Origin of the sequence: Methanosarcina sp. DH1 (assembly GCF_020804205.1) — an archaeon.
GTDB lineage: Archaea > Halobacteriota > Methanosarcinia > Methanosarcinales > Methanosarcinaceae > Methanosarcina > Methanosarcina vacuolata.
Map to the genome: position 1 here is coordinate 1 of NZ_WJBJ01000039.1, position 25569 is coordinate 25569.

A 25569-nucleotide genomic window follows, 5' to 3' on the forward strand; every position below is an offset into this window, starting at 1 on the left:
AATTTATGTATTTCTATATTTATATAGTTATAGAAAGTTATTTACTTAAAACTACTGTATTATTGGTTGGATAAAACTATTATTAAGAAATATATGTCAAGATAAAAGCTGAAAATACAGTAGTTTTATAGGAAAACTACTGTATTTCTAAGATTTTCCATTTATGTCTAATATGGCTGTGCGTTATTGGATGGTTGATATTTTGTCTTAGAGCATCTTTGCTTTAGGACATAAGCAGTTGAACTGAAAAATGAATAGCATATAGTCCTATTCATTGGTCATCGGTTAAGAAATTTTCTTGCCGCGGATCTCGATTTCAACAAAAAATCAAGCCCAAATTTTGAGCGTTTAAACTGAAATTGATATCAAACTCCAGCTTAATATCACTGAATGGTTTAACAAACTTTGTGGAAATCAATGCAATTGATAACGGTTTCTCCTTAACCGATGACCAATGAAATCCTATTTGTTTAATTGCATTTGCTTTTTAAGCTTGTCTACATACAGGAAAATTGAGTGTATATGAAACAGAAATTGAGAGCGGAATGCGAATGTTTGTATCTTCTGGAAAATATCAACTGACTATTAGTAAACCACCAAATTTTTGAGAGAATTATAAAAATCGAAACCCCAACTAAAAGATTAAATTAGAGTTAGAGGGCGCATATGTTTGACTTGGAAGAGTTTATAGAACTGATTAATTACATAATTTTCAATCTAGTGATCATATTCATTTTAACGAAAAAGATAACATTGAGGAGAACGGTCCGTAGGTCTAAAATTTTTTTTTGGCTCATAATAATCAGCAATATCTTTTCAGCTACCCTTCAATTTTTCTGCCTAGTAAATTCAGATTTAAATATATTGTACCATTTATTTGCCGATTCCCTGGCCATCATAGGACAGAGTGCACTCCTGATAGGAATTGTGTGGATGAAATTGATAGCTGAACCGAGTCCAAAACCGAGGAACATTTTGGTGGTTGGAGCCCATCCAGATGACATGGAGATCGCTTGTGGAGGATCTCTCGCAAAGCTTTCCGATGCAGGGCACACTATAGTAGGCTTGATCGTAAGCAGAGGGGAACAGGGGGGTAATAGTTCATCCAGGCTTACAGAAGCAAAGAACAGCTCTGAATTCTTAGGTGTAAATAAGGTCGAAATTATGGATTTTCCTGATACTAGACTGGACCAGTTCGTCTCGGAGATTAGCAAACAAATCGAAGTAATCGTAAACGAGTTGAAACCGGATATGGTATTTACACACTCAATTCACGATCTACATCAGGATCATAAAGCGGTTCACGATGCAACACTGCGTGCTTGCCGCAATCTGAGCACTATATTATGCTATGAAAGCCCTTCCACTACCAAGGCTTTCAAGCCAAATGTTTTTGTAAATATCGAACAGTATATAGATATCAAAATAGAAAGTATCCAGGAACATAAAGATCAAAACAAAAAGAGGTATGTGCAGCCAGAGCAGGTCTATGGAAAAGCCATCTTCCGAGGTACTCAAGCAAAATTGGAAAAAGCAGAAGGCTTTGAGGCAATTCGGATTAACTTGCCAATTTAATTACATCTGTGATGGCATGAAATAAACAATCGTAAATTTAAAAGGTTACGTCATAAATTGGGCAAGAGGAATTATTTATGGTAAAAATTATGGTGACTGGTATTGGAGGCCCAGCCGGTCGTAATGTTGCATTACTCCTTTTAGAAAAAGGCCATACCGTCATTGGTGTTGATATGCAGAGGATCTCGTTTCCAGGGGTCAAGGTGCATAGGATTCCTCCTGCTTCACACCCCTCGTTCTTGGAAAAAATATATACTCTTACGGTCGAGGAGAGCATTCAACTGCTGATTCCAACTGTGAGTGAGGAATTGCCAATCTTAGCCTCAGAATGGAAAAACTGGAGTGACATCCCGGCGGTCATTGGCCAATATCAACCAGTCTCCGATGCAGATGATAAATTTCTGACATATAAACGGCTTTCGAGCCACGGAGTATGTGTTCCCAGGTACTTACTGCCTTCACAGGTCTCTTCGCCTGAGGAGATCTCGCTTAATTTGGGATGGCCATGCCTGAGTAAGCCGCGAGTAGGTAGAGGTGGTAGAGAGGTAATTGTCAGAAATATAAAGGATTGGCCTGCAATCTCCATGCTTGATGACAGATATATATTGCAGGAATTTATCCCTGGAACGGATTACGCACCTGAGGTATATATTGGAACAAAATCTGTTATCGTAGTTTTAGAAAAGACCAGGCTAAAAGAGGGAATCGTGGGCAACGCAGCTGAAGTGAAGCGCGTAAACGCTCCTGACGTGGCAGATATAGCTATATCTGCAGCAAAGGCCATGAATCTGACAGGTCCAATGGACATAGATATTCGCCGTCGAAACGATCACAATCCTGTAGTTCTGGAGGTCAATGCTAGGTTTGGAGCAAATATTGCCCAGGCCAAAGAAGTACTGGATGCAGTTCTGGAAGATTTTGGAGTTTGCTAATGGAGCCGCTTCTTTTATTCTTCTATATTATAGGATTCACCTGCTTTTCTGTAGGTATTCTAACAATTCCATATTATCCCCTATCTTTAGCTTTCGAAATGCGCAAAAGCAAGCAGCATATATTCCACAGCAAGAATCCCTTTGTCTCTATAGTGGTACCGGCCTATAATGAAGGAAAAGTAATAGGCCATTGTATAGAGTCCATTTTAGCATCAAACTATTCGGAATATGAGGTCATCCTGGTGGATGATGGTTCGTCTGATAATACACTTGAAGAGATGCGGCGTTATGAAACGAACTCCCGTGTAATTGTGGTAACCAAGAAAAATGGAGGCAAAGCCTCAGCTCTTAACGTGGGACTGAACCTGGCCAAAGGAGAAGTTCTATTCTTCGTCGATGCTGACGGCATCTTTGCTCCTGATACCATAAGCAAGATGCTCAGTGGTTTTATCAGCGAAGATGTAGGTGCAGTATGTGGCAACGATGCTCCTATTAACCTTGATAAGCTTCAGACACAACTGGCAAACTTGCTTACTCACGTAGGTACAGGCTTTGTGCGTAGAGCGCTGTCTACTATCGATTGCCTTCCTGTCGTGTCTGGCAATATAGGCGCCTTCCGACATAGCACTCTTGAAAAGACTGGACCCTTCTTAGAGGGATTTATAGGCGAAGACATGGAATTGACCTGGCGCGTGCACAAGGCAGGTTACAAAATAGTGTTTCAACCCTGGGCCATAGTATATGCAGAAGCACCCTCAACTATCACGGGCCTGTGGAAGCAGCGCGTGCGATGGGCGCGTGGGCTACTTAAGACCTCTTATATTCACCGAGATATGTTATTCAATCCAAAGTATGGCCTTTTTGCCTTTTATTTGCCGATTAACTTAATATCAATGATTATCATACCTTTGCTACAGTTGATGTCAATCATACTGTTGCCAATCTTGCTATTTCGCAACATTAATCCCATCCCTTTGAGCTGGATAGGCATCATGGGTTGGCTTGGTATGTTCTCTTCCATTTTTGCATTATTATTTTCTATTGCCCTTGACCGAGCTTGGTTCGATTTAAAATACTTCTACGTGATACCATTATGGGTACTATATTCCTTTATGATGGATATAGTAATGTTATGGGCGATCATCGTTGAGCTGCGTAGAGAGGAAGCAAAATGGAACAAGCTAGATCGGACCGGTATTATAAGCCGCTGAGAGGTCCCAATGCAATAATATGCGGAAATACATTCCTCTGCAAGGGTACGATTAAAACCTAAAAATATAGTCTAAAAATATAACCTAAAGTAGCTTAAAATAGTTTAATATACTCTAAAATTACTTAAAATAAACTAAAATACTATAAAACGCCTTGAAATATTCTAAAATGTCTTAAAATATCCTAAAATGTCTTAAAATAACCTCAAATAACTTAAAAACATAGCTTAAAATCCCGAAGCGAAAAGTTTTGCAACAGACCTGCTTTTGGTACACTGAACATCAGGAAGTGTCGCAAATTGTTCTGTAAATACAAAGTCAAATTTTTGTATACTTGGCATGATTACGTTCTCTTGTTACCGAATTTTCAAAATATAAACTTAATCATTTTTTGAGTTTACAGAAATTAAGGCACACTGCCAGAGGACATCTGTGTAATGTATACCCTTAAATTTCTAGTTATCTCAATGCATTTGTTTCATAATTTTTTGCAATGAAATTGTTTTCTTTTTCATTATAAATCTTAACTCACCCTCGCTTAGAAAATAAACGAATTCACGAATTATGTCTTTTGATGTTGTTTTTTCACGGGTTTTGTATTTTTTCCTCCCTATTGCTTTCAATTTTACCAGAAATTTTTTATACATTTAATGCTATTTATTCTTTAAGTGCCAAAAATTTTGTATGAAATAAACTGAAAAATATGAAGAAAATTTATTCCCTATATGGTATGAAAAATGTACTTGTTTTTTAAATTCGCTACCTATAGGCCCAAACATCAATTTATCTTTCTCTCTGCGGGAGGCACGCTGAAAAATTCAATACTGTGTTTTGATGATTCTGAGTGAAACATTATCAAGAGCAGTTTTATTGAAAAAGAGATTTCCTATTCGTGGCAGAGTTAAGGTAAAATATAATTTATTTCAATGAAATTAAAATTTTATTGTTTGGCATGATTTGTAACTAATACTATATAAATCAGAAAATATAATAATGTTAAAAATTTACTCATATTCGATTAATAAAAACGATTTTTGATGTTATTTTATCCATATAAAAAATTTAAAATCCTACTTTAATATTAATATATTATATGTAACTTTTCATTCATCTAACATATATTTAAAGTTTTATTGTAATATTTTTTGCAATAAAACTTTATAATAAATAAAAAGGATTTATAATATGGTGAAAACATGCGAAAATCGATATTCATCTTAATTGGAATTATATTACTTATATCAAATGCAAGTGCCCTTAGTTGGTCGGGATATGACTGGACACTTAAAAGTGGTATAAAAGGTCCCGGATCAAACTATTGGAACCCAAATAACGCATATGTAGATTCAGATGGAAATCTACACCTTGAACTAAATTATTCAGATGATCGTTGGAATTGTGTTGAACTAGACAGTGTTAAAGACTTTAAATACGGTAAATATACATGGGTAGTATCTTCACAATCATTAAATCTTGATGAAAATGTAGTGCTTGGACTCTTCACATATACAGACGATAATCATGAGATCGATATCGAATCCGGTCAGTGGGGTGACTCAAGCTCAGACCATCTACATTTCACATGCCAACCAGACCAAACAATAACGTTTGTGCCACCTACTTCTAGTTATATAAACGCAACTGGCGTGACTTATACATTTGACTGGCAACCAACTTACATACATTACACTGCTATAGCATCAGATGGTAAAATTATTGCTAATTGGTACTGTACAGATACTGGATCTATTCCTACAGTAAATGCAAAAGTAATGATGAACCTCTGGTTGCAGCGTGGTGTACCACCAAGTAATGACAAACCAGTAGAAGTGATTATACGCTCCTTTTATTGGTCATCGGATAAGGACTTTTTTTGCCATGGGCCGATTTGAATTAGAAACCATCTTTCAATTTTGGCCTGTTTACATCTTTATTTCCACATTTTTAAGCACATAACTATCGCCTGATATCGATGCATGTGCTTAAACTTAAGCACATCATATACAAGGTAACATTTCTAAATAGCAATCATCTGACCTCACAGAGATACGGAAAAGCATATCTGCGCCTAAAAAGCCGGAAGTTATGTCACATGAAATCAACACTTTATTCCAGCCTAAAACTTACTTACATATTTAACAAACGTTGTGGGAATAGGCGCAGTTTGTCACTATTTCTCATTTAACCGAAGGCGCATGAATACGAATTAAGAGAACGAATTTTGAGTTTTGGAATGAGCTCATATATTGAGTTCATATATTAATTGAAAAAATAGATAAAGCTATTCAGGACACCGTTGCTGCGGAAGGTCAGATTCAGCCCTCTTGAGCGAACGAAGTGAGCGAAAAGGGCACCGTCCTCCCGAGACGGGACTCGGGCGTTAAAACGTTTTCTCGAAATACAGGTACCCTCTCTCTTCTTTCTTAAAAGTAAAGCCATGCTTGAGGTACATGTCTATCGCTTTCGTGAGGGTTGAATCGGTTTTAAGAAACACGCCTGAGCAGTTTTTCTCAGCAAAATCGAGAGCAGTCCTGAAGAGCTTTTTTCCGTTGCCTTTGTCCCTGAAGGCTTTTTCAAGATAAATACGCCGGATTTCGCACCGGTTTCCGCTAAGTTTTCGGATGCCTGCGGTGCCTACGACTTTGCCATCGACGATCCCCACGAAAAACGCGCCCCCGCTTCCAAAGTAATAACCGTTTATGTCATTGAGGTCGGCATCTTTTAGCCTGTCGGGTTCAAAACCGTGCTCCTTCAACACTCCAAGCACAACGTCATGAACTTCTTCATTTCTGGAATCGTCATATCTCTGTATTATCATTTGACTCACTTCACAAGCCGTACAGTTCTTTTCTGTTTACCTGTCAGTTTTCAGGCTCTTTCTTAAGGGTTCGGGGTTGAGGTAGCTCTGAGAACTGATATATTTTTTCGGATTTTTGAGGAAATCCAGAGAAAGAGTATAAAATATCTCCGTGCCGGTAATCAGGATATCTTCATCAATGTCAAACTTGCAAGAGTGATTGATTTCCACTATCTTTTTTTCCGGGTTTAGAGTACCCAGGGAAATGAAAATTCCTGGAACTTTCTGCAGGTAACTTGCAAAATCTTCGGCTGCAAAGGTTTTTTCTAGTTCAGGGTAGATTGTAAGTTTTGGGAAACTCTCCTGCAGCTTTGAATTTACAGCTTTTGTGAACATAGGGTCATTCGCAAGGACCGGATAGCCATGCAATATATCAAGCTCGTAGTCCGGAAAACCTGAAAATTCGTCTCCCTGCTTTACGTATCTTTTTAATACCTCGTCTAGGCACTCTTTTATTGTCCTGTCAATGATATCCGTAGTATCCCGGTCAAAGGTTCGGTAACTTCCAAGAATCTCTACAGTATCGGGAATTCTATTAAACTGGGCTCCTCCTCGAATCCTTCCCACTCCAATGATATACTTATCCGGGTCAAGCTGTTTTTCCAGGGCTGGATAAAGGTTACTTAGAAAATCCGTTGCTATTCGGACGGGATCAATACAGCTTTTAGGCTTTGAGATATGGCCTCCCTTTCCTTTAATGATCGCTTCAAACCGATTGGTGCTTGCCATGAAAGGCCCGGGACGGAAACCCACACTTCTTGATTCGTGATTGGTAAAGATATGCATGCCCATAACCGCATCTACACCTTCAAGTCCTCCCTCTGCAATTACTCTCTCCGAACCTCCTGGTGGAATTTCCTCGGCAGGCTGGAAGATCAGACGAACTTCCCCTGGAAAATTCCTGTTCTCCTGAAAAAGCCGTGCAGCCCCAAAAAGCATTGCCATATGTCCATCGTGTCCACAGGCGTGCATTACTCCATCGTTTCTGGAGATATAATCGCTATTTCTTTCAATCAACTCTTCCTGTACCTGCAGTCCATCCGTGTCTGATCGAAGGGCGATACAGGGCCCAGGTAACTTCCCCCGGATGCTTGCAAGCACGCCGGTGTCTGCAATTTTTCTTGCTTCGACTCCCAGTTCTCCAAGAATTTTCAGGATTTTCTTCTGGGTCTCATATTCTCCAAAACTGAGTTCGGGGTATCTGTGAAATTCGCGCCTGAGCTGGATCATCCAGGCTTCAAGTTCTTCTGCACTCGGATTTTCTCTCAAAAGCATTCCCTCGGATGTTATGCATTTGCAGTTTATTCCGTTTAAGGTCCGTAGTAGTTGCCATCTTTAGTAGTTGCCGTCTTTATATCGACTGGTCGTAATATTATGTATTTTTTTCTTAAGAATGTTCTATTTTAACATACTTTATTTGTGTCTATCTTATTCCTTCAGCATATTTCCTTTAAGTATCTATAACTCCAGGTATATTATCCATTTTACTACGTCGTTTGTTCCATGATTTTTCGCTAAAGCCTTTTTTAAAGGCTTTTTTTAAAAGGCTTTTTTTTAAAAGGCTTTTTTAAAACACCTGATAATTATATACAGGAATATTACAATACATTTCCTATTATTTATTATAAATTATTATAACGCCCAACCGTTAAGGTTCCTTAACCCCGAGTGCTCTAAAGTACTCCTATAAGTTCCAGGGATGATGGTATAAAATGCTAAAAACACGCCTGAGGGATTTTCTTGTCACGAAAGATAACTGGCTTTTTGCGGTTTCCGACTATTTCCGTAGGGATGGAATCCGCGCCACACTCCGTTACGTGCCCGATGAAAACGGAGAACGGGAGCTAAATGGAATACGATATAAAAAATATGATTTTGGTCCGGCTTTTGAGTTCATGAGGAAGCACAGGCCTGAATGGGTGCAGGATGTTCATGTGGTGCCTGAATCTGAGGTAAAAAAGGTGCTTCGTCCTGCAGATGCAATTTCCAGGCTTGTAAATTCTGACAGCCGCGTAAGGGCAATCGTAAAGACCCTTGACCTGGCAGGCATTCCCAGGACAAGCATGGGAGTTACGGGTTCGATGCTCGCAGGCCTCCAGAATGAGAGCTCAGATATTGACTTTGTTGTGTACGGCCCTGTATGGTTCAGGGCAAGGGATGCAATAACTGCTGCAAAACAACAGGAAGGTCCCATTGAAGAAATCAATGAAGAAATGTGGAAGAGGATCTACAATAAGAGGATTCCTGAGATTTCATTTGACGAATTCATGCTGCACGAATCGAGAAAAGGCAACCGGGGCATGGTCGAAGGCACTTATTTTGACCTCCTTTTCGTAAGGGAATGGGACCAGATAAAAGAGCCTCTTCTACGCGGGAAGGATACTGTCAAAATGAAAATCGAAGCCAAAGTTACAAATGCTGACTTTGCTTTTGACAGCCCTGCTTATTACAAGGTCGAACACGATGAGATCGACCATGTACTCTCGTATACCCACACCTATGCAGGCCAGGCGCTCCCGGGAGAGTTAATAGAAGCTCGCGGCATCGTTGAAGAAGTCGGAGATATCAAGCGGCTTGTGGTGGGCACTTCAAGGGAGCCAAAAGGAGAGTGGATAAAATCTCTCACCTGGCTTGAGAAGTGTGGATATCACTGAGAAAGCAAAATGCAAATTCAAGGAATGTAAGTTCTGTTTCAGGTATCCGGGCTGAGATTACAGGTTAAAAGGGAAATCAAAAGGAAACTCAAAAGATAAATCAAAAGGGAAACCAAAAGGGAACTCAAAAGAGAAATCAAAAGGGAAATAAAACCTGTAGAAAAAAGATTCTACCAGAAAAGCCTCTCTCTTCCAATTTTCTTTCTAATTCCCTTTTTTACCCCCGGATTATCTCTTTTTATTAAATAAGCCATACAAAACCAGTAATTCAACTACTACAAAGTCCAATTCAAGTCCTGGAGAACTCTTTGTCTCTTCTTTTTTAATATCTGAAGCAGGAATTCCCTGTTTATCCTCATCGGACGTTTTCTCCTCGTTAAGGGTCTGATTTTTTCCGGTTATGGGCGAAAGAATTTCAACCGACTGAGCCCTCTTTTCGCTGCTCGATATTGCAAAGGGAGAAAAGCCTGGAGTTTCTGCGGTAAAGTAAAAGTAAACTTCATCTTCTCTGCTGAGGGTTGTAGGAAGCGGATTCCATGCTCCTTCACTGTAGCGGTACAGGGTTATGGGATCTTCGTTGACTTTCTGTTTGATAATCCAGGCCCTGCTAACCCTGAAATTTATTCGGGCATTTTCAAAATTTTCCTGGGTTGAAAAGCCGCTATTCCCAACCCAGAGATTTATATTCCTGTAGGCGGTTCCGGGTGCAGGTTCCTTAACAATTGAAGATGTATTTTTTAACATTTCTACAATAGCGGTTGTTTTTCCGAAACTCCTCTTCGGATCGAATTCCACACTGACTATTTCATTTGCCTCGCCTTTAAAAGTAAAACATGTATGGATGCCTTTGAAAACCTGTTCATTTGAAATTTCCTTCAGTTCAACATTCTTGGTTGATTCTGGAGAACCTGCGCCTCCCCCACTTCCTCCACCTCCTCCACTACTTCCCCCGCGACTTTCTTCACTTCCCACGTTTTCTCCAGAACTTGATGATTTTTCGGTCACAGTTATATATTCCGCTTTTTTCCGGGTACTATTCCCGTACGTGTTATTTTCGTACGTATTATTTCCGTAGGTGTTATTTCCGTACATATTATTTTCATATGTACTGTTAGCTGCCTTTAATATAACAGTGTAGGTTCCGGGATTCTCGTACGTGTAAACCGGATTCTTTTCGTTTGAGTCAATGTTCCCGTTTCCGTCAAAGTCCCACTCCCAGGAATCGGGATTGAAGTTAGATAAATCCGTGAACTGGACAATCAGAGGTGCAGGCCCAAGGAGGGGAGTTGCGGAAAAATTGGCTTCGGGCGAAGAAGTAACCATTATTTCTGAAAATCCTCCCAAGGAGACAGCAGGAACAGAATAAGCAGAAATCCTGCCGGATAGTGTAAAGTTTCCAGGCTCAGAATTCGAAGGCACGGTCACATTATATACAACTGTCTTTTCTTCCCCTGCTGAAAGGTTCTCAACCCATATCCATTCCAGAGTGGATGCTTTGAATGTACTGGTTTCCTGGAACACAGCCCCATTATTTTCCCACTGGCTTACCTGCCACCCTTCAGGGAGATTTTCGTCGAGCGTCAGGGCTTCAATATCCTGATCTGTAATTATATGTACAGTTACCGCAAAACTTTCGCCTGAATTAACCTTCCCGGCAGAAATCTCCCTGTTTGCTTCTATCCCTGCGGCTGAGGCAGGGAGAATTATCCAGGCAAATAGAATAATCAGAGCGAAGCCTGAAATAAGGCCTGAGAGTTCAATACGGCTTTTATTCCTGAAGGCTTTGATGAGATTCATAAGAGCGGATCCTTAATTCTTTTCCATATTTTTCGGTTACCCGATTTTCTGCCATCGGATTCGTTTTTGAGCTTGTTTTTTTCCGATTGATCGTCCAGTTTGTTTCCTGTTACGCGCACATTTTTAGATTTTTTCAAACATCAATTAAGCTATCAATTAAGCTATCAATTAAGCCCAAACTCCCAAAATTTATTAATTATGTAGTTGTGTATATTATTTATAACTGTCTTCTCTCCTGTTCTTCTAAAAATAAAAAATAGAATTATTACAGCCTGTAGCCTTTGAAAAAGGAGAAATCGAACAGAGAATATGATAGGAAGCTATTCAAAATCAGGAAGCCATATTTAAAGCGTTGTAAAAAGCTAGTGTCGCGTCAATACTCAAGGATTAAGTAATTATGAATATCCGTTATCGAAGTGATGCTATATTTTAATGCTGCCACCAGGTTCTTCGTCATTCTCTATGGATACTACTATTTTCAATTCAAGACCGCGCTGGATTTTATGAGAATATGATGAAGATATTCACACAAGGCAACAAAGAGCCACAATCCGTATTGGATACCAAATAAATAACTTCAAACAAAACTGCAGCTAAAGCTAAATATAAATAATAAAGTTACCAACTCCTCTTCCATGAAAATAAAGAAAAGTTATATCTGGCTTATTCTGGCATCAGGCTTGATTTTGACTGCATCTGCAGCTTTCGTATATCCTGATTTTACCTTCCGTCCTGGTTTTGCGAAAAATACGGCTCAAGCCGCTCAAGCAGATATGTCTGAAACTGCAGTTAACGGAATAGAATCCAGTTCAAGCATAGTCACCAGAGTACAGGTTTCAAACCCATTGGCGATCCTCACAGCCGGTGCTCAGGCAACTGATTCGAGTACTGAGGTTACTGTTTACAATAATAACCTTGCTCTTGTAAAAGAAAAAAGGGAACTAGATCTTGATTCCGGAGTGAACAGGGTTGAATATAAGGATGTTGCTGCTCTTATTGATCCTACATCAGTAATGTTTGAGGATACGAAAAATAAGAATACTGTCGTACTGGAGCAGAACTATGAGTACGATCTCGTGAGCAACCAGGAGCTTCTGGAAAAATTTCTGGATAAAGAAATAACTGTAACCGAAAAAGAAGGAGGTACATACACAGGAGTTCTCATGAGCTATGATGACAATAAGGGACTGGTGCTCAGGTTAAGTGACGGAAAAGTTGTAACCCTTTCCGAAGTTTCAAAAGTGGAGTTCCCTGACTCTGCCGGGCTGCTTACAAAGCCTACCCTTATCTGGCAGGTCTACTCGCCTGCCGCAGGAAAGAGAAACGTCCTCACTTCCTATCTTACAAATGGGATGAGCTGGAAAGCAAACTACATCGTAAAGACCAGTGCGGATGATAAGAAGGCCGATATCCAGGGTTGGGTTACTGTTAATAATGAAGCAGGAACAACCTATGAAAATGCCAAACTTAAACTGGTTGCAGGGGAAGTTAACCGCGTAACTGTGCCACAGGAAACGCCTGCAAGAAAGGCAACTGCAGAAGGAGATGTTGTATACGAAACAGCCGAGGAAAGCTTTGTTGAGGAATCCTTCTTTGAGTATCACCTCTATACTCTTCAAAGGCCGGCTACTCTCAGGAATAATCAGGTAAAACAACTCTCCCTGCTCTCTGTTAATTCCGTACCTGTAGAAAAGGAAATGGTTTTTGACGTCTCAAAAAGCAATGATGTCCAGGTCGCCCTGAGCTTCAACAATTCAAAAGAAAAAGGTCTTGGAATGCCTCTTCCTGCCGGTGTTCTAAGAGTATACAAAACTGACTCCGAAGGTCAGCTTCAGTTCCTCGGGGAAGACAGCATAAAGCATACCCCAAAAGATGAAGAGATAAAAGTTGTTGTTGGAAACGCTTTTGATGTAACAGGAAAAAGAACCCAGACAAATTACAATAAAATCAGCTCGAATGTCTGGAAAGAAAGTTACGAAACCGAAATCAAAAACCACAAATCCGAGTCCCAAAAAGTAAAAATCGTGGAAAACTTCTACGGCGACTGGGAAATCACAACCACCTCTGACCCATACGAGAAAAAAGATGCCTATACCGCAGAATGGGAAATAACCGTACCCGCAGACGGCTCAAAGAAAGTTACCTACACTGTGGAACGCAGTTACTAATCCAAATACCACAGCAAATTGCCAAAAACGGAATTTATACTGCCGAAACCCGCAAAAAATCCAATCCAGAACCTATAACTGTGGAATAAATAGAAAAACGGAAAACGGAAAAACGGAAATATCTATCCCATAAGCCAGCCCCTGAGCTAGTTGAAAGACAATTTACGTGCCCATAATTAAGTCATATCAGCTCAGCTAAGAATCTTCACTATAATTCAACCATTCAGCCCTCTTGAGCGAACGAAGTGAGCGAAAAGGGCACCGTCCTCCCGAGACGGGACTCGGGCAAAAAATATTATTACTATCGCTGCAATTAACCCCTCAGATGATTATCGGTGTATTGGGGCCCGAAGGCTCATACTCGGAAAAGGCAGCACAAACCTGGATCCTGAAACATAGTCTAGATAGTGTAGGAATTCAGTACTTTTCAGATATAGAGGACGCATTTCTGGCTGTAGTACAGGGAAAATCCGATATCTCGATAGTTCCGATAGAAAACTCGATTGAAGGTTCTGTAGGTGTTACTCTTGATTTACTTCTTGAGAATGGTGTTGAGATAGTCGGAGAGATTGTTGTCAAAATCGAGCACTGCCTGCTCTCAAAAGGCGGGCCTGAGAAGATTAAGGTCATTCTTTCTCATCCTCAGGGGCTTGCCCAGTGCAGGCATTTTTTGAAAAAATATTTCCCTGAGGCTGAACTAAGGAGCACGGGCAGCACTTCTCATGCAGCAAGGCTCGCAGGAGAGTTTGAAGAAATGGCAGCAATAGCTTCTCCGGAGGCTGCAGAGTGCTACAGGCTGAAGGTTCTTCTTCCAAATATACAGGACAGGAAAGAAAACTACACCCGCTTCATTGCTTTGCAAGCCGCAGGAAAAAGTCCGGATGAGCAGGTTTTATGTGTTCCAGAAGGTAAAACGGGTGAGCCTGAGAATTCCAGCCATTCAGCCTTCAAGACCTCTATTATAGTATATCTGGAAAAAGACAGGCCAGGAGCATTATACGAAATTCTCGGGGCTTTTGCAAAGAATAAGATTAACCTGACAAGGATCGAGTCCAGGCCATCTAAAAAAGAACTTGGGGATTATTATTTCTATATTGATTTTGAAGGGCACACAGGCGATGTACTTATAGAAGAGACCTTAAAAGACATAAAAAGTAAAACCGATACTCTAAAAATAGTGGGGTCTTATCCCGCTTTTAAAGCATAGTAGTCATCTTTCTTTAAAACGCTGCAATTATCCATCTTTAAAAGCGTTATCATCCATCTTTAAGGAACCTACTTATTCCGTTAAAAAATTGTAATCATCTATTCTTAAGCGATCGTAATTATCTACTTATGTGACCGTAATTATCCATTTTAAGTGACCGTAATTATCCATTCTTAAATGATCGTAATTATCCATTCTTAAGTGATCGTAATTATCCATTCTTAAATGATCGTAATTATCCATTCTTAAGTGATCATAATTATCTACTTATGTGACCGTAATTATCCATTCTTGAATGATCGTAATTATTTAACTTTGAAACAAGTAAAAGGCTAGATGCAAAATCCTGTGAACTTTAACAGAAGACAATAAAGGAGTTTCAGCATATTCAAAACTGTGAATTTAAACACAAAGTATGGCAAAAATTGGACTGTTGTACAAATCTAAAAAATTCATATTCAGGAACGTGTACTTTTATATACTATCTTTCTCTATTCTCTTCCTAGAATATCTTCTGATAGTATATTTGTATGTTCCGTAAACATAATTCTTTCTCATAATTATTTCCAATCACAGTCTTTTTCCAGGCTGCAAAAAGGAGCGAGATGGCTCTGATTATTGAAGAAATAGTAAACAAACACGAATCGGTTTTAAAAAAATATAGAGGACTCTATGCCTTTGCAGACCTGCTTGCAACTTATTTTGTCCTTTATATCCTTTTCGTGCTTTTCAATATGCGAGATTTATTTTTAATGTTTAGCATCTTCGAACCTTATACCGGTGCGAAATACAGCATTCTGGGCTTTGGGGTTGTTTTTGAAACTCTGGGGCTTATTTTTCTGGCTTTTGCCCTCTCCCTTATCCTTACAGCTATCAGGCATTACAGGGCTGAAAAGAAAGACGCGATTGCCCTTCTAGAAGAGACACACCCTGTACTCAGGGAGAGATTGAGGACTGCCTATGATAACCGCAATACGGATAACATTATTGTCCGGGACCTTATAGGCGGAGTCATAATCGATTCAAAACCCGTACAGTCATCTTCCTTTCTCGACAGAAGAAAACTTACAAAAGACCTGATTGTAATAGTTTTTGCAGTTACCGTTCTAGCATATGTTGTAGGGACCGGATACCAGACAACTCTCAGCCCTACTGATCTTAACGGAGTAATCGACAAGCTTCCCTTAGTTTCGAATTCAAACTCTGACCTTTACCCAGTGGACGAAAACGGCGGGACCTCGAATAACACCAGCCAGGAAAACATCTTCGGAAAGCCTGCCGTTGTTGTGGTGGAAGGCAAAGATGTTGATCTGACGATTCCTCCGGGCACAGGTCAGGGCTTTACAAGTCAAGAAGAAGGGGAACAGATGAACGAATCATTTACCCAGTCAGGCATGGTAAATCCTGAAGCTGAAGCTTCCAAGGCTTATTATGATAATTTACCGGAAGGATACAGGAACGTTATCCAGAGTTACTTTGAAGGACTTGCAGAAGAATGATTGGAAAAATTTATTTAAAGTAGGATTTATCTGAACTCAGGTTAATCGAAGTTTGTCTAAAAGCAGTTTTTGAATAACAGACAGTGTACTGGAGATATGCTGCTCTGGAAATATACTGCTGCAGGATCAGGTAACATCCATAAAAAGCGGGCTTCTTAAGCCTCTAAAAACAGAAACTTAAAGGGTGAAGCGGATATGAATGAAACTAATACCGATTCTGGCCAGGCTGCCACGACCTACCAGAACGCAGGCAGAATTTTCAAAAGCTTTTTTGAAGATATTGGAAATGTTGTGGTGGGCCAGAATAGAGTAGTGGAGCAAATTGTGATTGCAATACTCTGTGAAGGGCATGCCCTCGTTGAGAGCAATCCAGGGCTTGGAAAAACACTTATGATATCCACAGTGTCAAAGGCAATGAACCTGAAATTCAGCAGGATCCAGTGTACTCCTGACCTCATGCCCTCTGACATTACAGGGACAAACGTTATTGAAGAGAAGGACAACAAAAAAGAATTCAGGTTCCAGCAAGGGCCGGTCTTTGCAAATGTTGTTCTTGCGGATGAGATTAACAGGGCATCCCCTAAGACTCAGTCAGCTCTGCTGGAAGCTATGCAGGAAAAACAGGTAACGGTCGGAAACGATACCTTCATGCTTGACCGTCCCTTTTTCATTCTTGCCACGCAGAACCCCATAGAAATGGAAGGCACATATCCCCTGCCTGAAGCCCAGCTCGACCGTTTTCTCTTAAAAATCCTTGTAGATTATCCTTCTCATGAAGAAGAAATGGAAATAATAAACCGCTATACGAAATCCGAAGTCCCAAAAATTTCCAGGGGCCTTGAGAAATCCACACTCCTCGATTTGCAGCAGCTCACCAGGCAGGTCCCAATCTCCGAGGAACTCAAGCAGCGCGTCCTTTCTATTGTGGGCATGACAAGAAAAGACAAAGAACATATAGAGTACGGGGCTTCTCCAAGGGCATCCATCGGCCTTATCCTTGCCGCAAAAGCCAGAGCCCTTATAGAAGGCAGAAACTTCGTAAGCAAAGAGGATATCGATTATATGGCATATCCGGTTCTCCGCCACAGGCTCATCCTGACCTTCGAAGCCGAAAGAAGTGGGATGACTCCTGATCAGGCTATTGAGGAGATTATCCGGAAGCTCAAATGAAACCTGACCCTGGGATTCCCAGGTCAGTGAAGGAATTGTAAAATAAGTTAAAATAACCCTGAAGGGTTTTCCGGGCCCGGAATAAACCGGGCTTTTTATTGACGATCCAGAATGACTCGCACGAAACAAAATATCGAAACGGATTTTTTCAGGCAGCTTGACCGCTTTACCTTCTCTGTCCGGAAAAGGGTATCAACCGTTTACGCCGGAAACCGTCCCTCCACCCGAAGCGGGCACGGCATCGATACCATCGGGTTCAGGGAATATGATCTTAACGACAGCCTGAAAGATATCGACTGGAAAGCCTATGCGAGAACTGAAAAGCTCTATGTGCGGCAGTTTGAGGAAGAGAAAACCCTTACAACCCATATCCTTCTGGACGCCAGTAAAAGTATGGACTACCCTGAAAAAGGGACTTCTAAATTCGAATATGCTGCCATGCTCGCTGCAGGCTATGCCTACATGGTAACAAAATATAACGATAGGTTTGCAATCTCAACCTTCTCACAGGAAGTCGATATACACAAACCCAGCCGCGGGCGAAAAAACCTTCTGCGGGCAATTGACAGGCTGACAGAGCTTGAATTATCCGGAGGCACTTCTATTGGGGAAGCTGTTATAAAGTACAGCAGGGAAATCAAGTCAAGATCCCTTGTAATCCTTATCTCGGACTTTCTTCAGGACCCAGAAGCAATAGAAACTGCAGTTTCCAGGTTATCTGACCATGACCTGATTTTGATCCAGGTGCTCGACCCAACGGAAAAAGTGCTCCCTATCCAGGGTAACAGCAAGCTTATAGACCTTGAAACCGGAGAAGAAGTCAGGACATATGTTAGTGAAAAGTTTAAAGAACGCTACATTAAAAAGCTCGATGATCACAGCGCAAGAATTAAAAAAGCCTGTATGAAGACAGGGGCTGAATTCTATACTTTTACAACCGACACCCCTATTTTTGATGCTTTCTACTATACCATCAGGAGAAGGAGACGCTAAAAATGCCTTTTGAAAACCCCCTTGCTCTTATCGCTCTCCTGAGTGTAATCCCGCTTATTATTATTTACATGCTCCGTCCCAGACCGAAGGTACTTGCAATTCCTTCACTCATGTTTGTCCTTAAACTTGAGAGGGAAAGAAAACGGGTTTATGCTTCACTTACCAAAATCGTGCAGGACCCACTTTTTCTTATCCAGCTCCTGATGCTTATTCTTCTTTCCATTGGCGCAGCAGGGTATTACTATACTTCACAGGAACCTCTAAGTGGAGAGCATACAGTGCTCGTCCTTGATACCTCTGCAAGTATGCAGGTTGATTCTCGCTTTGATGATGCTGTTAAGATTGCTGATGGTTATGTGAGCAAGAAAAACAGCATAATCCTGGCTTCGGATACACCTCTTCTTGCTCTTGATGGAGGCGACGCGTCCTCTGCAAAGGGTATTTTCAGTAAAGTTCAGCCAGGGGCAGGCACTGCCGACCTGTCTGCGGCCATAACTACAGGTATGCGTCTTTTATCAAAGGAAGGAGGAGGAAGAATCATCGTTATTTCGGATTTCACTAATTCGAAAGGAGACGATCCTGTTAGTTCCAAAAATCTGGCTGAGTCTTATGGGATTTCAGTCAATTTCGTAAAAGTCGGAAAGCCTGCCGATAATATAGGGATCATCAACGGATGGATCCAATCCACGGACGGAAAATACGGCTACACAGGTGTAATTAAAAACTACAAAGATCAAGACGAAAATGTTAAAATCGAGACTGGAACAGGGACTTCCGGAAACTCAACGTCGTTTTCCCTTGACGTTCCCGCAGGTGGGACAAACCAGTTCACGCTTGAAAACCTTGGGCCAGGGATCACAACAGTTCAGCTTAATGTGAAGGATAGTTTGTCTGTTGACAATAAAGCTTACATTTCCATTCCAGATACTTCAGAGCAGCGTATACTCTATGTCACTGACGATGGGAAACTGCCTTCGAGAACTGCCCTTTCCCTGCTCCCGAACAGCAATATCAGTGTCGTAAAAGCCGTGCCTTCTTCCCTTGACAATTACACGCTTGTAGTGCTTGCGCAGAAAGAAACTCCAATTGCTAGCGATTCAGTAGCGACAATTGAAAATTATGTCAGAAACGGCGGTAATGCAGTTTTCATTGCAAGCGGCGCTTTAGCTCCCGAGAAAACTGAGGTTGGCCTGATAAAGATCCTGCCTGTAAAGCCTACCGGAATTGAGAATGAAACAAACGGAAACGATCTTGGAGTTAAGGAAGTTCAGCAAAGCAGTATTACAACGGACATTAGAAGTGATGAGATCTCAGTCCACACATATCTGAACGCAACTGAAAGGACTGGTTCGACAACTCTGGTAGCTCTAGAAAATGGAGTTCCTCTCTTGAGTTACTGGCAGGTAGGTAAAGGGACTGTTTTCTATATGGGCCTGGATGACGAGCTCGGAGACGATGCCTGGAGCAATTTCCATAACTTGCCTGAGTATCCTGTGTTCTGGATAAAACTTGTTGAATGGCTCGGAGGGACAGGTGATATTTCTGAATATAACCTGAATGCAGGTACTTTGACGTCTCTTTCGAAGACCGAGGAAATCAAGACTCCATCTAAAACTTTCACTTCGAACCGTATCCTCTTTGATGAATCGGGAATTTACGAAATTTCAGGAAAGAAGATTGCAGTCAACCTTTATAATGACAAGGAATCAAACACAACAGTTGATGCATCTGATGTTATTCAGCGGGCGGTTGCGGAAGATAAGTCCACACTTGTAAGGGCTGATACTTATACTGTCAAAAATGACATTACTGATTACCTGATAGGAGTTATGTTCCTTCTCATACTAGCTGAAATTATAATCGTGCGCCGGCGGGGTGAACTATGAACATATCCCTTGAACACCCGGAAATGCTTTTACTCATCATTCCTGTGACAGTTGCCGGGTTTTATCTCCTGCGGAAGACAAAAACGAAGATTGTGGAATGGAGGATGCTTGTAGCTTTCCTCCTTATACTCGCTCTGGCTGCTCCATTTACAACGGTTACGCAGACTGCTAATGAAGAAAATCCTTCACTTATACTAATTCAGGATAAGACCTCAAGTATGGAGCTTTTTTCTAATGAAACAGGTACCGACCTGTATAAAGCTCTTGCAGCTGATACCTCTACGACCTTAGTCCAGCTTACAGGCGATAAAACAAATCTTGGAGATGCTGTGACTCAGTATTCTGGCACTGGTAATCAGATTATTCTTATTACTGATGGAAACAATAACTCAGGGAAGAGCCTTGTTGATGCTCTCGGGTTTGCCAAAGAAACCAATACTTCAGTCTACCTTGTCGAGCCTGAACTCAAGACAAATGACCTTAGTGTCGAAATTCTTGGGGACAAAAGTGTAGTTGTGGATAACCCAAACGAATTTGAAATAGTTGTCCGTCAGGCTTCAAATCAAAGTGTTAGCTATTCCTATGAAGCATACGTAGATGGGGAACTTTCCCAGAGCGGCGATATAACTCAAAACGCAACGCAGTATAGTATTACCCCCAATCTCAGGCAAACTTTTAGCACTCTTGGTGCTCACAATATCAGTGTAAAGATTACTCCTTCCGGAGAAGATCTGAACAGTATTAACAATGAATTTTATAAATCCGTGTATGTAATTCCCAAACCAAAGCTCACTCTTGTTACCGGTGAGCCAAATTCACCCCTCGCTCAAATCCTTAATAAACTTTACAATACTTCTGTTTTCACTACTTATCCTGGAGCAAGTGCTCTGAATAGTAGCAAAGCTCTGGTACTTGATAACCAGTTCGCCGATAATCTTACGGAGACTCAGGTAAAAGAAATTAGGAAGTATGTTACTAATGGGGGTGGACTGGTAGTTGTAGGAGGAGAAAGAGCATATAATTACGGCAATTATCTTAATTCTTCGTTTGAAAAAATCCTACCTGTGCTTTCAAAGCCTTCCGAATATAAGGGAGGACGAAACCTTGTCCTGATCCTTGACGTTTCTCCCAGTACTGCGGCCCACAAAACCCAGGGAGACATCCTGGGAAATGCCATATATATTCTTCAGAACGAAAATCTCAAAGATGCAAATGCCGAAGTTATCGCATTCGGAAGCAAAGGATATGATGTTTCCGGAGGTTTTGTTTTCCTTGGACTTGCGCAGAACCAGGCAACTCTTAAAGACAAAATTGAGCGGCTGACTCCTGACGAGGAGAGCAAGACCTCCTTAGACGCAGGACTCAACATTTCAAAGGAAATGCTTACAGGCAAGGAAGGTGAACTTGATGCTATTATTATTTCAGACGGAGCAATCGAGGATTCCTACGAGCCAGGCCTTCAGGCTGCAAAAGAACTGCAGAAACTCGGTGTAAACCTGTATTTTATCCATGTCCGTTCGGTAGCTCCTTCTCAGACTGACAAATCCAGAAATTATTATGCTGAGATGTTTATGAAGGAACTCGGGCTTGAAAAGAACTATTTCCACATTAATATGAGTGAAAGGGCAAATATAGTCTTTGAGTCAACCAATAAGTCTCAGGAAGAAGAGAAAGAAGATACAGAGAAAGAAGAAAATGTAACGTCCGATTATTCTCTCTATGCTTATTCTCCAAATAGCTTCATTACGAAAGATGTGAACCTTACTTCCAATATCACGGGATATAACGATGTTACTCCAAAATCCGGGGCTGAACGCCTGGTCATAACTACTTCAAATGGAAAACCAGTACTTACCACATGGCGCTTCGGACTGGGAAGAGTTGCGGCTTTTACCACAGATAATGGACAAGGTGACGGTTCTCGCTGGGCGACTAATGTTTATAATGGGTCGAGTGCCAAACTAATTTCGAGCATGATCAATTGGGCAGTAGCGAACCCGAGAGCTGAAGAAGGGACTGTTGTGGACAGCCCGGATACCTGGCTCGGCACTCCCTCCAACCTCACGCTTAAAATGTACGATGAAGGAATACCGAAGCTAAAACTTGATGGTGATGCTCTGGACCTTGCTCTAACCGGAAGAAATACCTATGAGACAACTGTGAATCCGGATAGTATTGGGATTCATGATATCTCAGGCTACCCACTTGCGGTAAATTATCAGCTTGAGTATCGGGATGTAGGGCTCAATGAGGATATAGAGCCTCTTGTCCTTGCGACCGGAGGAAAAATTTACAATGAGAAAGAAGCAAGAGCCCTTCTACTGAAAGATGCGCGGCAGAATTCAGTGAAACAATCTGATGAGCAGGTAAGCCTGAAAGTGTATGTGCTCCTTGCTGCACTTGTGCTTTATCTGGGAGAAATCCTTGCCAGGCGCATAAGGGAAATGAGAAATCTCAAGAATGCGCAGGTTGAGATTGAAGCTGAAAAATAAGAATCTCTAAAGTGAAAATTCCTAAAGTAAGAATCCCAAAAGTAAAAATTCCTAAAGTAAGGGTCCTGAAAGTAAGGGTCCTGAAAACAAGGATCCTGAAAGTAAGGATTTCAAATGTAAGAATTCCGAAAGTAAGGATCCTGAATGTAAAAATTCCGAAAGTAAGAATTCCGAAAATAAAAATCCGGAGAATAAAATCCCTTAAGGGGTTCTTTTAACTTTGTGAGACTGAGAAACAGCGGAAAATTCCATCCTCGCTTTCATCGCAGATAGTAGGCAGTTCACACAACATCAATACAATCGATTTTACCGGAACCACACCACCTCATAATATATGCTCCGCCTTTATCTATATATATAAACGTATTTGAGTAACGCATTTTTCCATTTATATCTTCATCTGTTCCAACCCAGCATCCGCTATTAACAAATAACTTTTTCTTTTTCTGATCCTCTTTTTCAGAGCGCTCAAGGGCATAGTAACTTGCAAAGTGAGTGTGCCCAAACACAACGACATCTGCCTGGATAGTATCCTTCTTTCTCTTGTAATATTCATTGGTTATAACTTCTTCTGCGGTTTTATCCAGGGGATTTATATGCTCATATATAATTTCTTGTGTATGTGCAACAATACCGGGAATGGAGCTAAATGCAAAAAAACCAGTAATTATAGCCCATATTGCAGTGACCCAGAAGCTGGATTGTAGAAACGCACCCCACATAAGATATTTTCCACCAAAAACCAGGCCTAAAAATATAACAAAATTTCTTTTCCAGTGTTTTTTAGTAAATGGGACATTATAAAGGACCTGAAACCAGTTTAATGGATTCCAAAGTTCACCGATGAGATGAGACACATATGCAAGAACTGCTTGCTCTTTGTCGAATTGATGACCATGAAGGAAGAAATAAGACCTGTTTCCTATATTGAAACCATGGGCAATGCCATTTTTATCCTTTTTAGGATAGTGACTATCATAAATATCAAGTTCTGTTTCATTGAACAGGTGTTCCCAGTTAATCTTTCCTTCCAGTTCACCCAGAGAATAGTCGTGATTCCCAACCACGTATATTTTATCACAACTGACACTTGTGAGTAAGGAGAGAGGTCTCATAGAATCTTTAATTACGTTGGCTCGATCACCATCTTTAGGACCCCACAATTCCACAATATCTCCCAGCAGAATTATTTTGCAAGGTTTTTTAATTTTGACTTCTTTATTCTTACATTTTACAATCTGATCAGTATTTTCTTGACTGCTTAAACTATTTATCCACTCAAGAAAACAACAAAACTCATTTTGATTACATTGTTCACTACCCAAATGCACATCTGAGACAACTATGTAAGCTGACTCCGTCTCAGGACTCATAAGACACCACTTTTTCCATTATTCCAGAAATTTGATATTCAAATGAGCGTATTTGGGTACCTAAATCTTCTTTTTTCCATATTGGTCCTTTCGTTTTCACCGAATCTTCTGCTGTTTTCACCGAATCTTCTGCTGTTTTCACCGGATCTTCTGCTGTTGTTTTCGTCGGATCTTTTGCTTTCAGGGTATTGTTTATTGTACCAGTAATCATATTTGTAACCCTTGACGTGTATTCGTTGTTTTGTGGGTTGAAATAATTCTTTATTTAAAAATAACCGAATCAGAGAGAATAAACGTTGATTCAAAAGTGGGGAATCTTACGCAAATATTTTTAAGGAATTTATATGCACCTGACAAGGAATTCATATTCATAGGAGTCATGATAGTTCCGTGTTTTGGACATTATAAGGGTTCATCATATTGATTTCTCATCAGTCCAGATAATCATCCCTAAATATTTAATATATATTTATTATGAGTAAAATAGTCCACTATTTTAGGTCGGATCAGTGATCTATTAATTGAATTAAATAAGAAGAGTAGATTTGTCTTTTTTCTTGTTTAGTATTCCTCTTTTTGTTTGTGTTTTTCTGTGTAACTTCTACGATCTTTAGTTATAATCTATTTAAGAATCTTTTTAATTAAAAATACTATAAATTTATGTAATTTATAACTATTTATATTCAAAAATATTAATATTTAAACAATTTATATTATATTTTGTTTTCATCTAAAATTAATGATTTATATATTGTGGACTGATATAGCAGTTATTTCAGTTGAATACCCCGCTAGCTTGCTGCAGGGATGGAAAACTTTCCCGAAAACAGTTAATGATAATATAATTTATCAAGTCCATTTTTTGGAGCTTTGGTGTGAACATAATCCGTTGCTTGCAGCGGTGATGACAGTGCAACTTTGATTATAAATATGCCAGAAAATCCAGGGTTATCTGTCCGAAAAAACCTGCGAAAACCGGCACTATAAGGTTATCATCAATTTTATTGACTGCAGTTTCCGTAAGGGTTGCAAGAAAAGCCATAACTAGAGAAACAATGGGATTTCCGAGAATAAGCAGCCCAATGAGGAAATCAATAAGAAATTCCGAAGCTGAGCCTTCAATCGATTTGTCATTTTTAAATATTCTTTGAAAAACTCTCCTCTTTCCATAGAATTTTCCAATAAGAGCTGCAGCCAGGTCCCCGAAGGTGGCCATAAGAATTGCAGCGTACGCGATCTCTCGACTGAACAGGGATATTACTGAAATTGCCCCGAGCGCAAAGAAGATATGTCCTCCGAAGCGGTCAGCTTCACTTTTTCTGTACATAATATGGAAAAAAGGTATTCGAATTCCATGCTCAACCCGGAAGTAGTCAAGAATGAGAACAGTTACAAGAAATAGCATGAGCACCCATAGGATGGCTTCTTTTCCGTAAAGTTCGTAGATAAGCACGATCAGGATTGAAACCAGATGCACACTTTTTCTCAGGATTTCAAAGATAAATTCTCTGGACGACATGGCAAAAAGACTTGTCAGGATCTAGTATAAAGTTATATCTGTTTCAGCAGTATCTCCGAATCACTGCTCTAATTTTTCCAGAAACTCCTAATTTAGCCAAATTATTTATCCTTTTTGTATATACATATTATATACTATGAAGCAAGTTGAGTTGGAACTCCAAAACCATCTTGAAATTGATAACATTGAAGGATTCCTAATTCGTAAAGTAACCAAATTCGGGAACGGTGCAAAGG

Annotated in this window: 20 protein-coding genes; 13 read left to right on the top strand and 7 right to left on the bottom strand. The window is 40.3% G+C overall.

Features of this window, described 5'->3' with window-relative positions; translation table 11 throughout:
- Positions 1-864 precede the first annotated feature (864 nt).
- The 3 genes from FXW07_RS18860 to FXW07_RS18870 all read left to right on the top strand — a co-directional run bounded on the left by FXW07_RS18860 (position 865) and on the right by FXW07_RS18870 (position 3718).
- Positions 865-1575: a PIG-L deacetylase family protein gene (locus FXW07_RS18860; protein WP_229397143.1), complete on the top strand. Its 711-nt coding sequence runs from the start codon at positions 865-867 to the stop codon at positions 1573-1575.
- A gap of 173 nt (positions 1576-1748) precedes the next feature.
- Complete coding sequence (locus tag FXW07_RS18865; protein WP_229397144.1) at positions 1749-2507, top strand: ATP-grasp domain-containing protein; 759 nt, start codon at positions 1749-1751, stop codon at positions 2505-2507.
- Complete coding sequence (locus FXW07_RS18870) at positions 2507-3718, top strand: glycosyltransferase family 2 protein (protein WP_229397145.1); 1212 nt, start codon at positions 2507-2509, stop codon at positions 3716-3718. Before FXW07_RS18865 ends, FXW07_RS18870 begins: the two co-directional genes overlap by 1 nt.
- Positions 3719-4182: 464 nt before the next feature.
- Here FXW07_RS18870 and FXW07_RS18875 read toward each other — a convergent pair whose 3' ends face one another.
- Positions 4183-4365 carry a hypothetical protein gene (locus tag FXW07_RS18875; protein ID WP_229397146.1) on the bottom strand — a complete coding sequence of 61 codons (183 nt, stop codon included), beginning with the start codon at positions 4363-4365 and terminating at the stop codon, positions 4183-4185.
- A gap of 549 nt (positions 4366-4914) precedes the next feature.
- Between FXW07_RS18875 and FXW07_RS18880 the strand changes: the two genes are divergently transcribed.
- Positions 4915-5610 carry a glycoside hydrolase family 16 protein gene (locus FXW07_RS18880; protein ID WP_229397147.1) on the top strand — a complete coding sequence of 232 codons (696 nt, stop codon included), beginning with the start codon at positions 4915-4917 and terminating at the stop codon, positions 5608-5610.
- 488 nt (positions 5611-6098) lie between these two features.
- Here FXW07_RS18880 and FXW07_RS18885 read toward each other — a convergent pair whose 3' ends face one another.
- Together FXW07_RS18885 and FXW07_RS18890 are read right to left on the bottom strand one after the other, a co-directional pair.
- Positions 6099-6536, bottom strand: coding sequence for a GNAT family N-acetyltransferase (locus FXW07_RS18885; protein WP_229397148.1), 438 nt, complete (start codon positions 6534-6536; stop codon positions 6099-6101).
- Positions 6537-6572: 36 nt separating this feature from the next.
- Positions 6573-7850, bottom strand: a complete 1278-nt coding sequence (locus FXW07_RS18890) for an amidohydrolase (protein ID WP_229397149.1) — start codon at positions 7848-7850, stop codon at positions 6573-6575.
- A gap of 437 nt (positions 7851-8287) precedes the next feature.
- Between FXW07_RS18890 and FXW07_RS18895 the strand changes: the two genes are divergently transcribed.
- On the top strand, positions 8288-9229 hold the full coding sequence (locus FXW07_RS18895) for a nucleotidyltransferase domain-containing protein (protein ID WP_229397150.1): 942 nt from the start codon (positions 8288-8290) through the stop codon (positions 9227-9229).
- Positions 9230-9457: 228 nt separating this feature from the next.
- On the opposite strand, the gene FXW07_RS18900 is transcribed toward FXW07_RS18895, so the two are convergent.
- Positions 9458-11026, bottom strand: a complete 1569-nt coding sequence (locus FXW07_RS18900; RefSeq protein ID WP_229397151.1) for a PGF-pre-PGF domain-containing protein — start codon at positions 11024-11026, stop codon at positions 9458-9460.
- Positions 11027-11661: 635 nt separating this feature from the next.
- Here FXW07_RS18900 and FXW07_RS18905 point away from each other — a divergent pair.
- From FXW07_RS18905 to FXW07_RS18940, 8 genes are all read left to right on the top strand, one after another.
- Complete coding sequence (locus FXW07_RS18905; protein WP_229397152.1) at positions 11662-13194, top strand: DUF4139 domain-containing protein; 1533 nt, start codon at positions 11662-11664, stop codon at positions 13192-13194.
- Between the two features lie 325 nt (positions 13195-13519).
- The gene (gene pheA / locus FXW07_RS18910; RefSeq protein WP_229397153.1) at positions 13520-14401 is read left to right on the top strand and encodes a prephenate dehydratase; all 882 of its coding nucleotides are present in this window, start codon (positions 13520-13522) and stop codon (positions 14399-14401) included.
- 605 nt (positions 14402-15006) lie between these two features.
- On the top strand, positions 15007-15900 hold the full coding sequence (locus tag FXW07_RS18915; RefSeq protein ID WP_229397154.1) for an OadG family protein: 894 nt from the start codon (positions 15007-15009) through the stop codon (positions 15898-15900).
- 195 nt (positions 15901-16095) lie between these two features.
- Positions 16096-17070 carry a MoxR family ATPase gene (locus FXW07_RS18920; protein ID WP_229397155.1) on the top strand — a complete coding sequence of 325 codons (975 nt, stop codon included), beginning with the start codon at positions 16096-16098 and terminating at the stop codon, positions 17068-17070.
- A 111-nt stretch (positions 17071-17181) separates the two neighbouring features.
- The gene (locus FXW07_RS18925; protein ID WP_229397156.1) at positions 17182-18063 is read left to right on the top strand and encodes a DUF58 domain-containing protein; all 882 of its coding nucleotides are present in this window, start codon (positions 17182-17184) and stop codon (positions 18061-18063) included.
- A gap of 2 nt (positions 18064-18065) precedes the next feature.
- A complete protein-coding gene (locus tag FXW07_RS18930; protein WP_229397157.1) occupies positions 18066-19949 on the top strand; it encodes a VWA domain-containing protein in 1884 nt (627 codons plus the stop codon).
- Positions 19946-22441: a VWA domain-containing protein gene (locus FXW07_RS18935; protein ID WP_229397158.1), complete on the top strand. Its 2496-nt coding sequence runs from the start codon at positions 19946-19948 to the stop codon at positions 22439-22441. The genes FXW07_RS18930 and FXW07_RS18935 overlap by 4 nt, the downstream gene beginning before the upstream one ends.
- An 11-nt stretch (positions 22442-22452) precedes the next feature.
- Positions 22453-22659, top strand: a complete 207-nt coding sequence (locus tag FXW07_RS18940; protein ID WP_229397159.1) for a hypothetical protein — start codon at positions 22453-22455, stop codon at positions 22657-22659.
- 63 nt (positions 22660-22722) lie between these two features.
- Here the strand turns inward: FXW07_RS18940 and FXW07_RS18945 are convergent, their stop codons facing one another.
- The 3 genes from FXW07_RS18945 to FXW07_RS18955 all read right to left on the bottom strand — a co-directional run bounded on the left by FXW07_RS18945 (position 22723) and on the right by FXW07_RS18955 (position 25333).
- A complete protein-coding gene (locus tag FXW07_RS18945; protein WP_229397160.1) occupies positions 22723-23814 on the bottom strand; it encodes a UDP-2,3-diacylglucosamine diphosphatase in 1092 nt (363 codons plus the stop codon).
- A complete protein-coding gene (locus tag FXW07_RS18950) occupies positions 23804-24025 on the bottom strand; it encodes a hypothetical protein (protein ID WP_229397161.1) in 222 nt (73 codons plus the stop codon). Before FXW07_RS18950 ends, FXW07_RS18945 begins: the two co-directional genes overlap by 11 nt.
- 711 nt (positions 24026-24736) lie before the next feature.
- A complete protein-coding gene (locus FXW07_RS18955; RefSeq protein WP_229397162.1) occupies positions 24737-25333 on the bottom strand; it encodes a diacylglycerol/polyprenol kinase family protein in 597 nt (198 codons plus the stop codon).
- Between the last annotated feature and the right edge of the window lie 236 nt (positions 25334-25569).

What these genes read in the sequence shown, in the direction of transcription:
- FXW07_RS18865 (WP_229397144.1), top strand. Translation starts at nt 1,749, where the DNA reads ATGCAGAGGATCTCGTTTCCAGGGGTCAAGGTGCATAGGATTCCTCCT.
- FXW07_RS18870 (WP_229397145.1), top strand. Translation starts at nt 2,507, where the DNA reads ATGGAGCCGCTTCTTTTATTCTTCTATATTATAGGATTCACCTGCTTT.
- FXW07_RS18875 (WP_229397146.1), bottom strand. Translation starts at nt 4,365, where the DNA reads ATGTATAAAAAATTTCTGGTAAAATTGAAAGCAATAGGGAGGAAAAAA.
- FXW07_RS18880 (WP_229397147.1), top strand. Translation starts at nt 4,915, where the DNA reads ATGCGAAAATCGATATTCATCTTAATTGGAATTATATTACTTATATCA.
- FXW07_RS18885 (WP_229397148.1), bottom strand. Translation starts at nt 6,536, where the DNA reads ATGATAATACAGAGATATGACGATTCCAGAAATGAAGAAGTTCATGAC.
- FXW07_RS18890 (WP_229397149.1), bottom strand. Translation starts at nt 7,850, where the DNA reads ATGCTTTTGAGAGAAAATCCGAGTGCAGAAGAACTTGAAGCCTGGATG.
- FXW07_RS18895 (WP_229397150.1), top strand. Translation starts at nt 8,288, where the DNA reads ATGCTAAAAACACGCCTGAGGGATTTTCTTGTCACGAAAGATAACTGG.
- FXW07_RS18900 (WP_229397151.1), bottom strand. Translation starts at nt 11,026, where the DNA reads ATGAATCTCATCAAAGCCTTCAGGAATAAAAGCCGTATTGAACTCTCA.
- FXW07_RS18905 (WP_229397152.1), top strand. Translation starts at nt 11,662, where the DNA reads ATGAAAATAAAGAAAAGTTATATCTGGCTTATTCTGGCATCAGGCTTG.
- pheA (WP_229397153.1), top strand. Translation starts at nt 13,520, where the DNA reads ATGATTATCGGTGTATTGGGGCCCGAAGGCTCATACTCGGAAAAGGCA.
- FXW07_RS18915 (WP_229397154.1), top strand. Translation starts at nt 15,007, where the DNA reads ATGGCTCTGATTATTGAAGAAATAGTAAACAAACACGAATCGGTTTTA.
- FXW07_RS18920 (WP_229397155.1), top strand. Translation starts at nt 16,096, where the DNA reads ATGAATGAAACTAATACCGATTCTGGCCAGGCTGCCACGACCTACCAG.
- FXW07_RS18925 (WP_229397156.1), top strand. Translation starts at nt 17,182, where the DNA reads ATGACTCGCACGAAACAAAATATCGAAACGGATTTTTTCAGGCAGCTT.
- FXW07_RS18930 (WP_229397157.1), top strand. Translation starts at nt 18,066, where the DNA reads ATGCCTTTTGAAAACCCCCTTGCTCTTATCGCTCTCCTGAGTGTAATC.
- FXW07_RS18935 (WP_229397158.1), top strand. Translation starts at nt 19,946, where the DNA reads ATGAACATATCCCTTGAACACCCGGAAATGCTTTTACTCATCATTCCT.
- FXW07_RS18945 (WP_229397160.1), bottom strand. Translation starts at nt 23,814, where the DNA reads ATGAGTCCTGAGACGGAGTCAGCTTACATAGTTGTCTCAGATGTGCAT.
- FXW07_RS18950 (WP_229397161.1), bottom strand. Translation starts at nt 24,025, where the DNA reads ATGATTACTGGTACAATAAACAATACCCTGAAAGCAAAAGATCCGACG.
- FXW07_RS18955 (WP_229397162.1), bottom strand. Translation starts at nt 25,333, where the DNA reads ATGTCGTCCAGAGAATTTATCTTTGAAATCCTGAGAAAAAGTGTGCAT.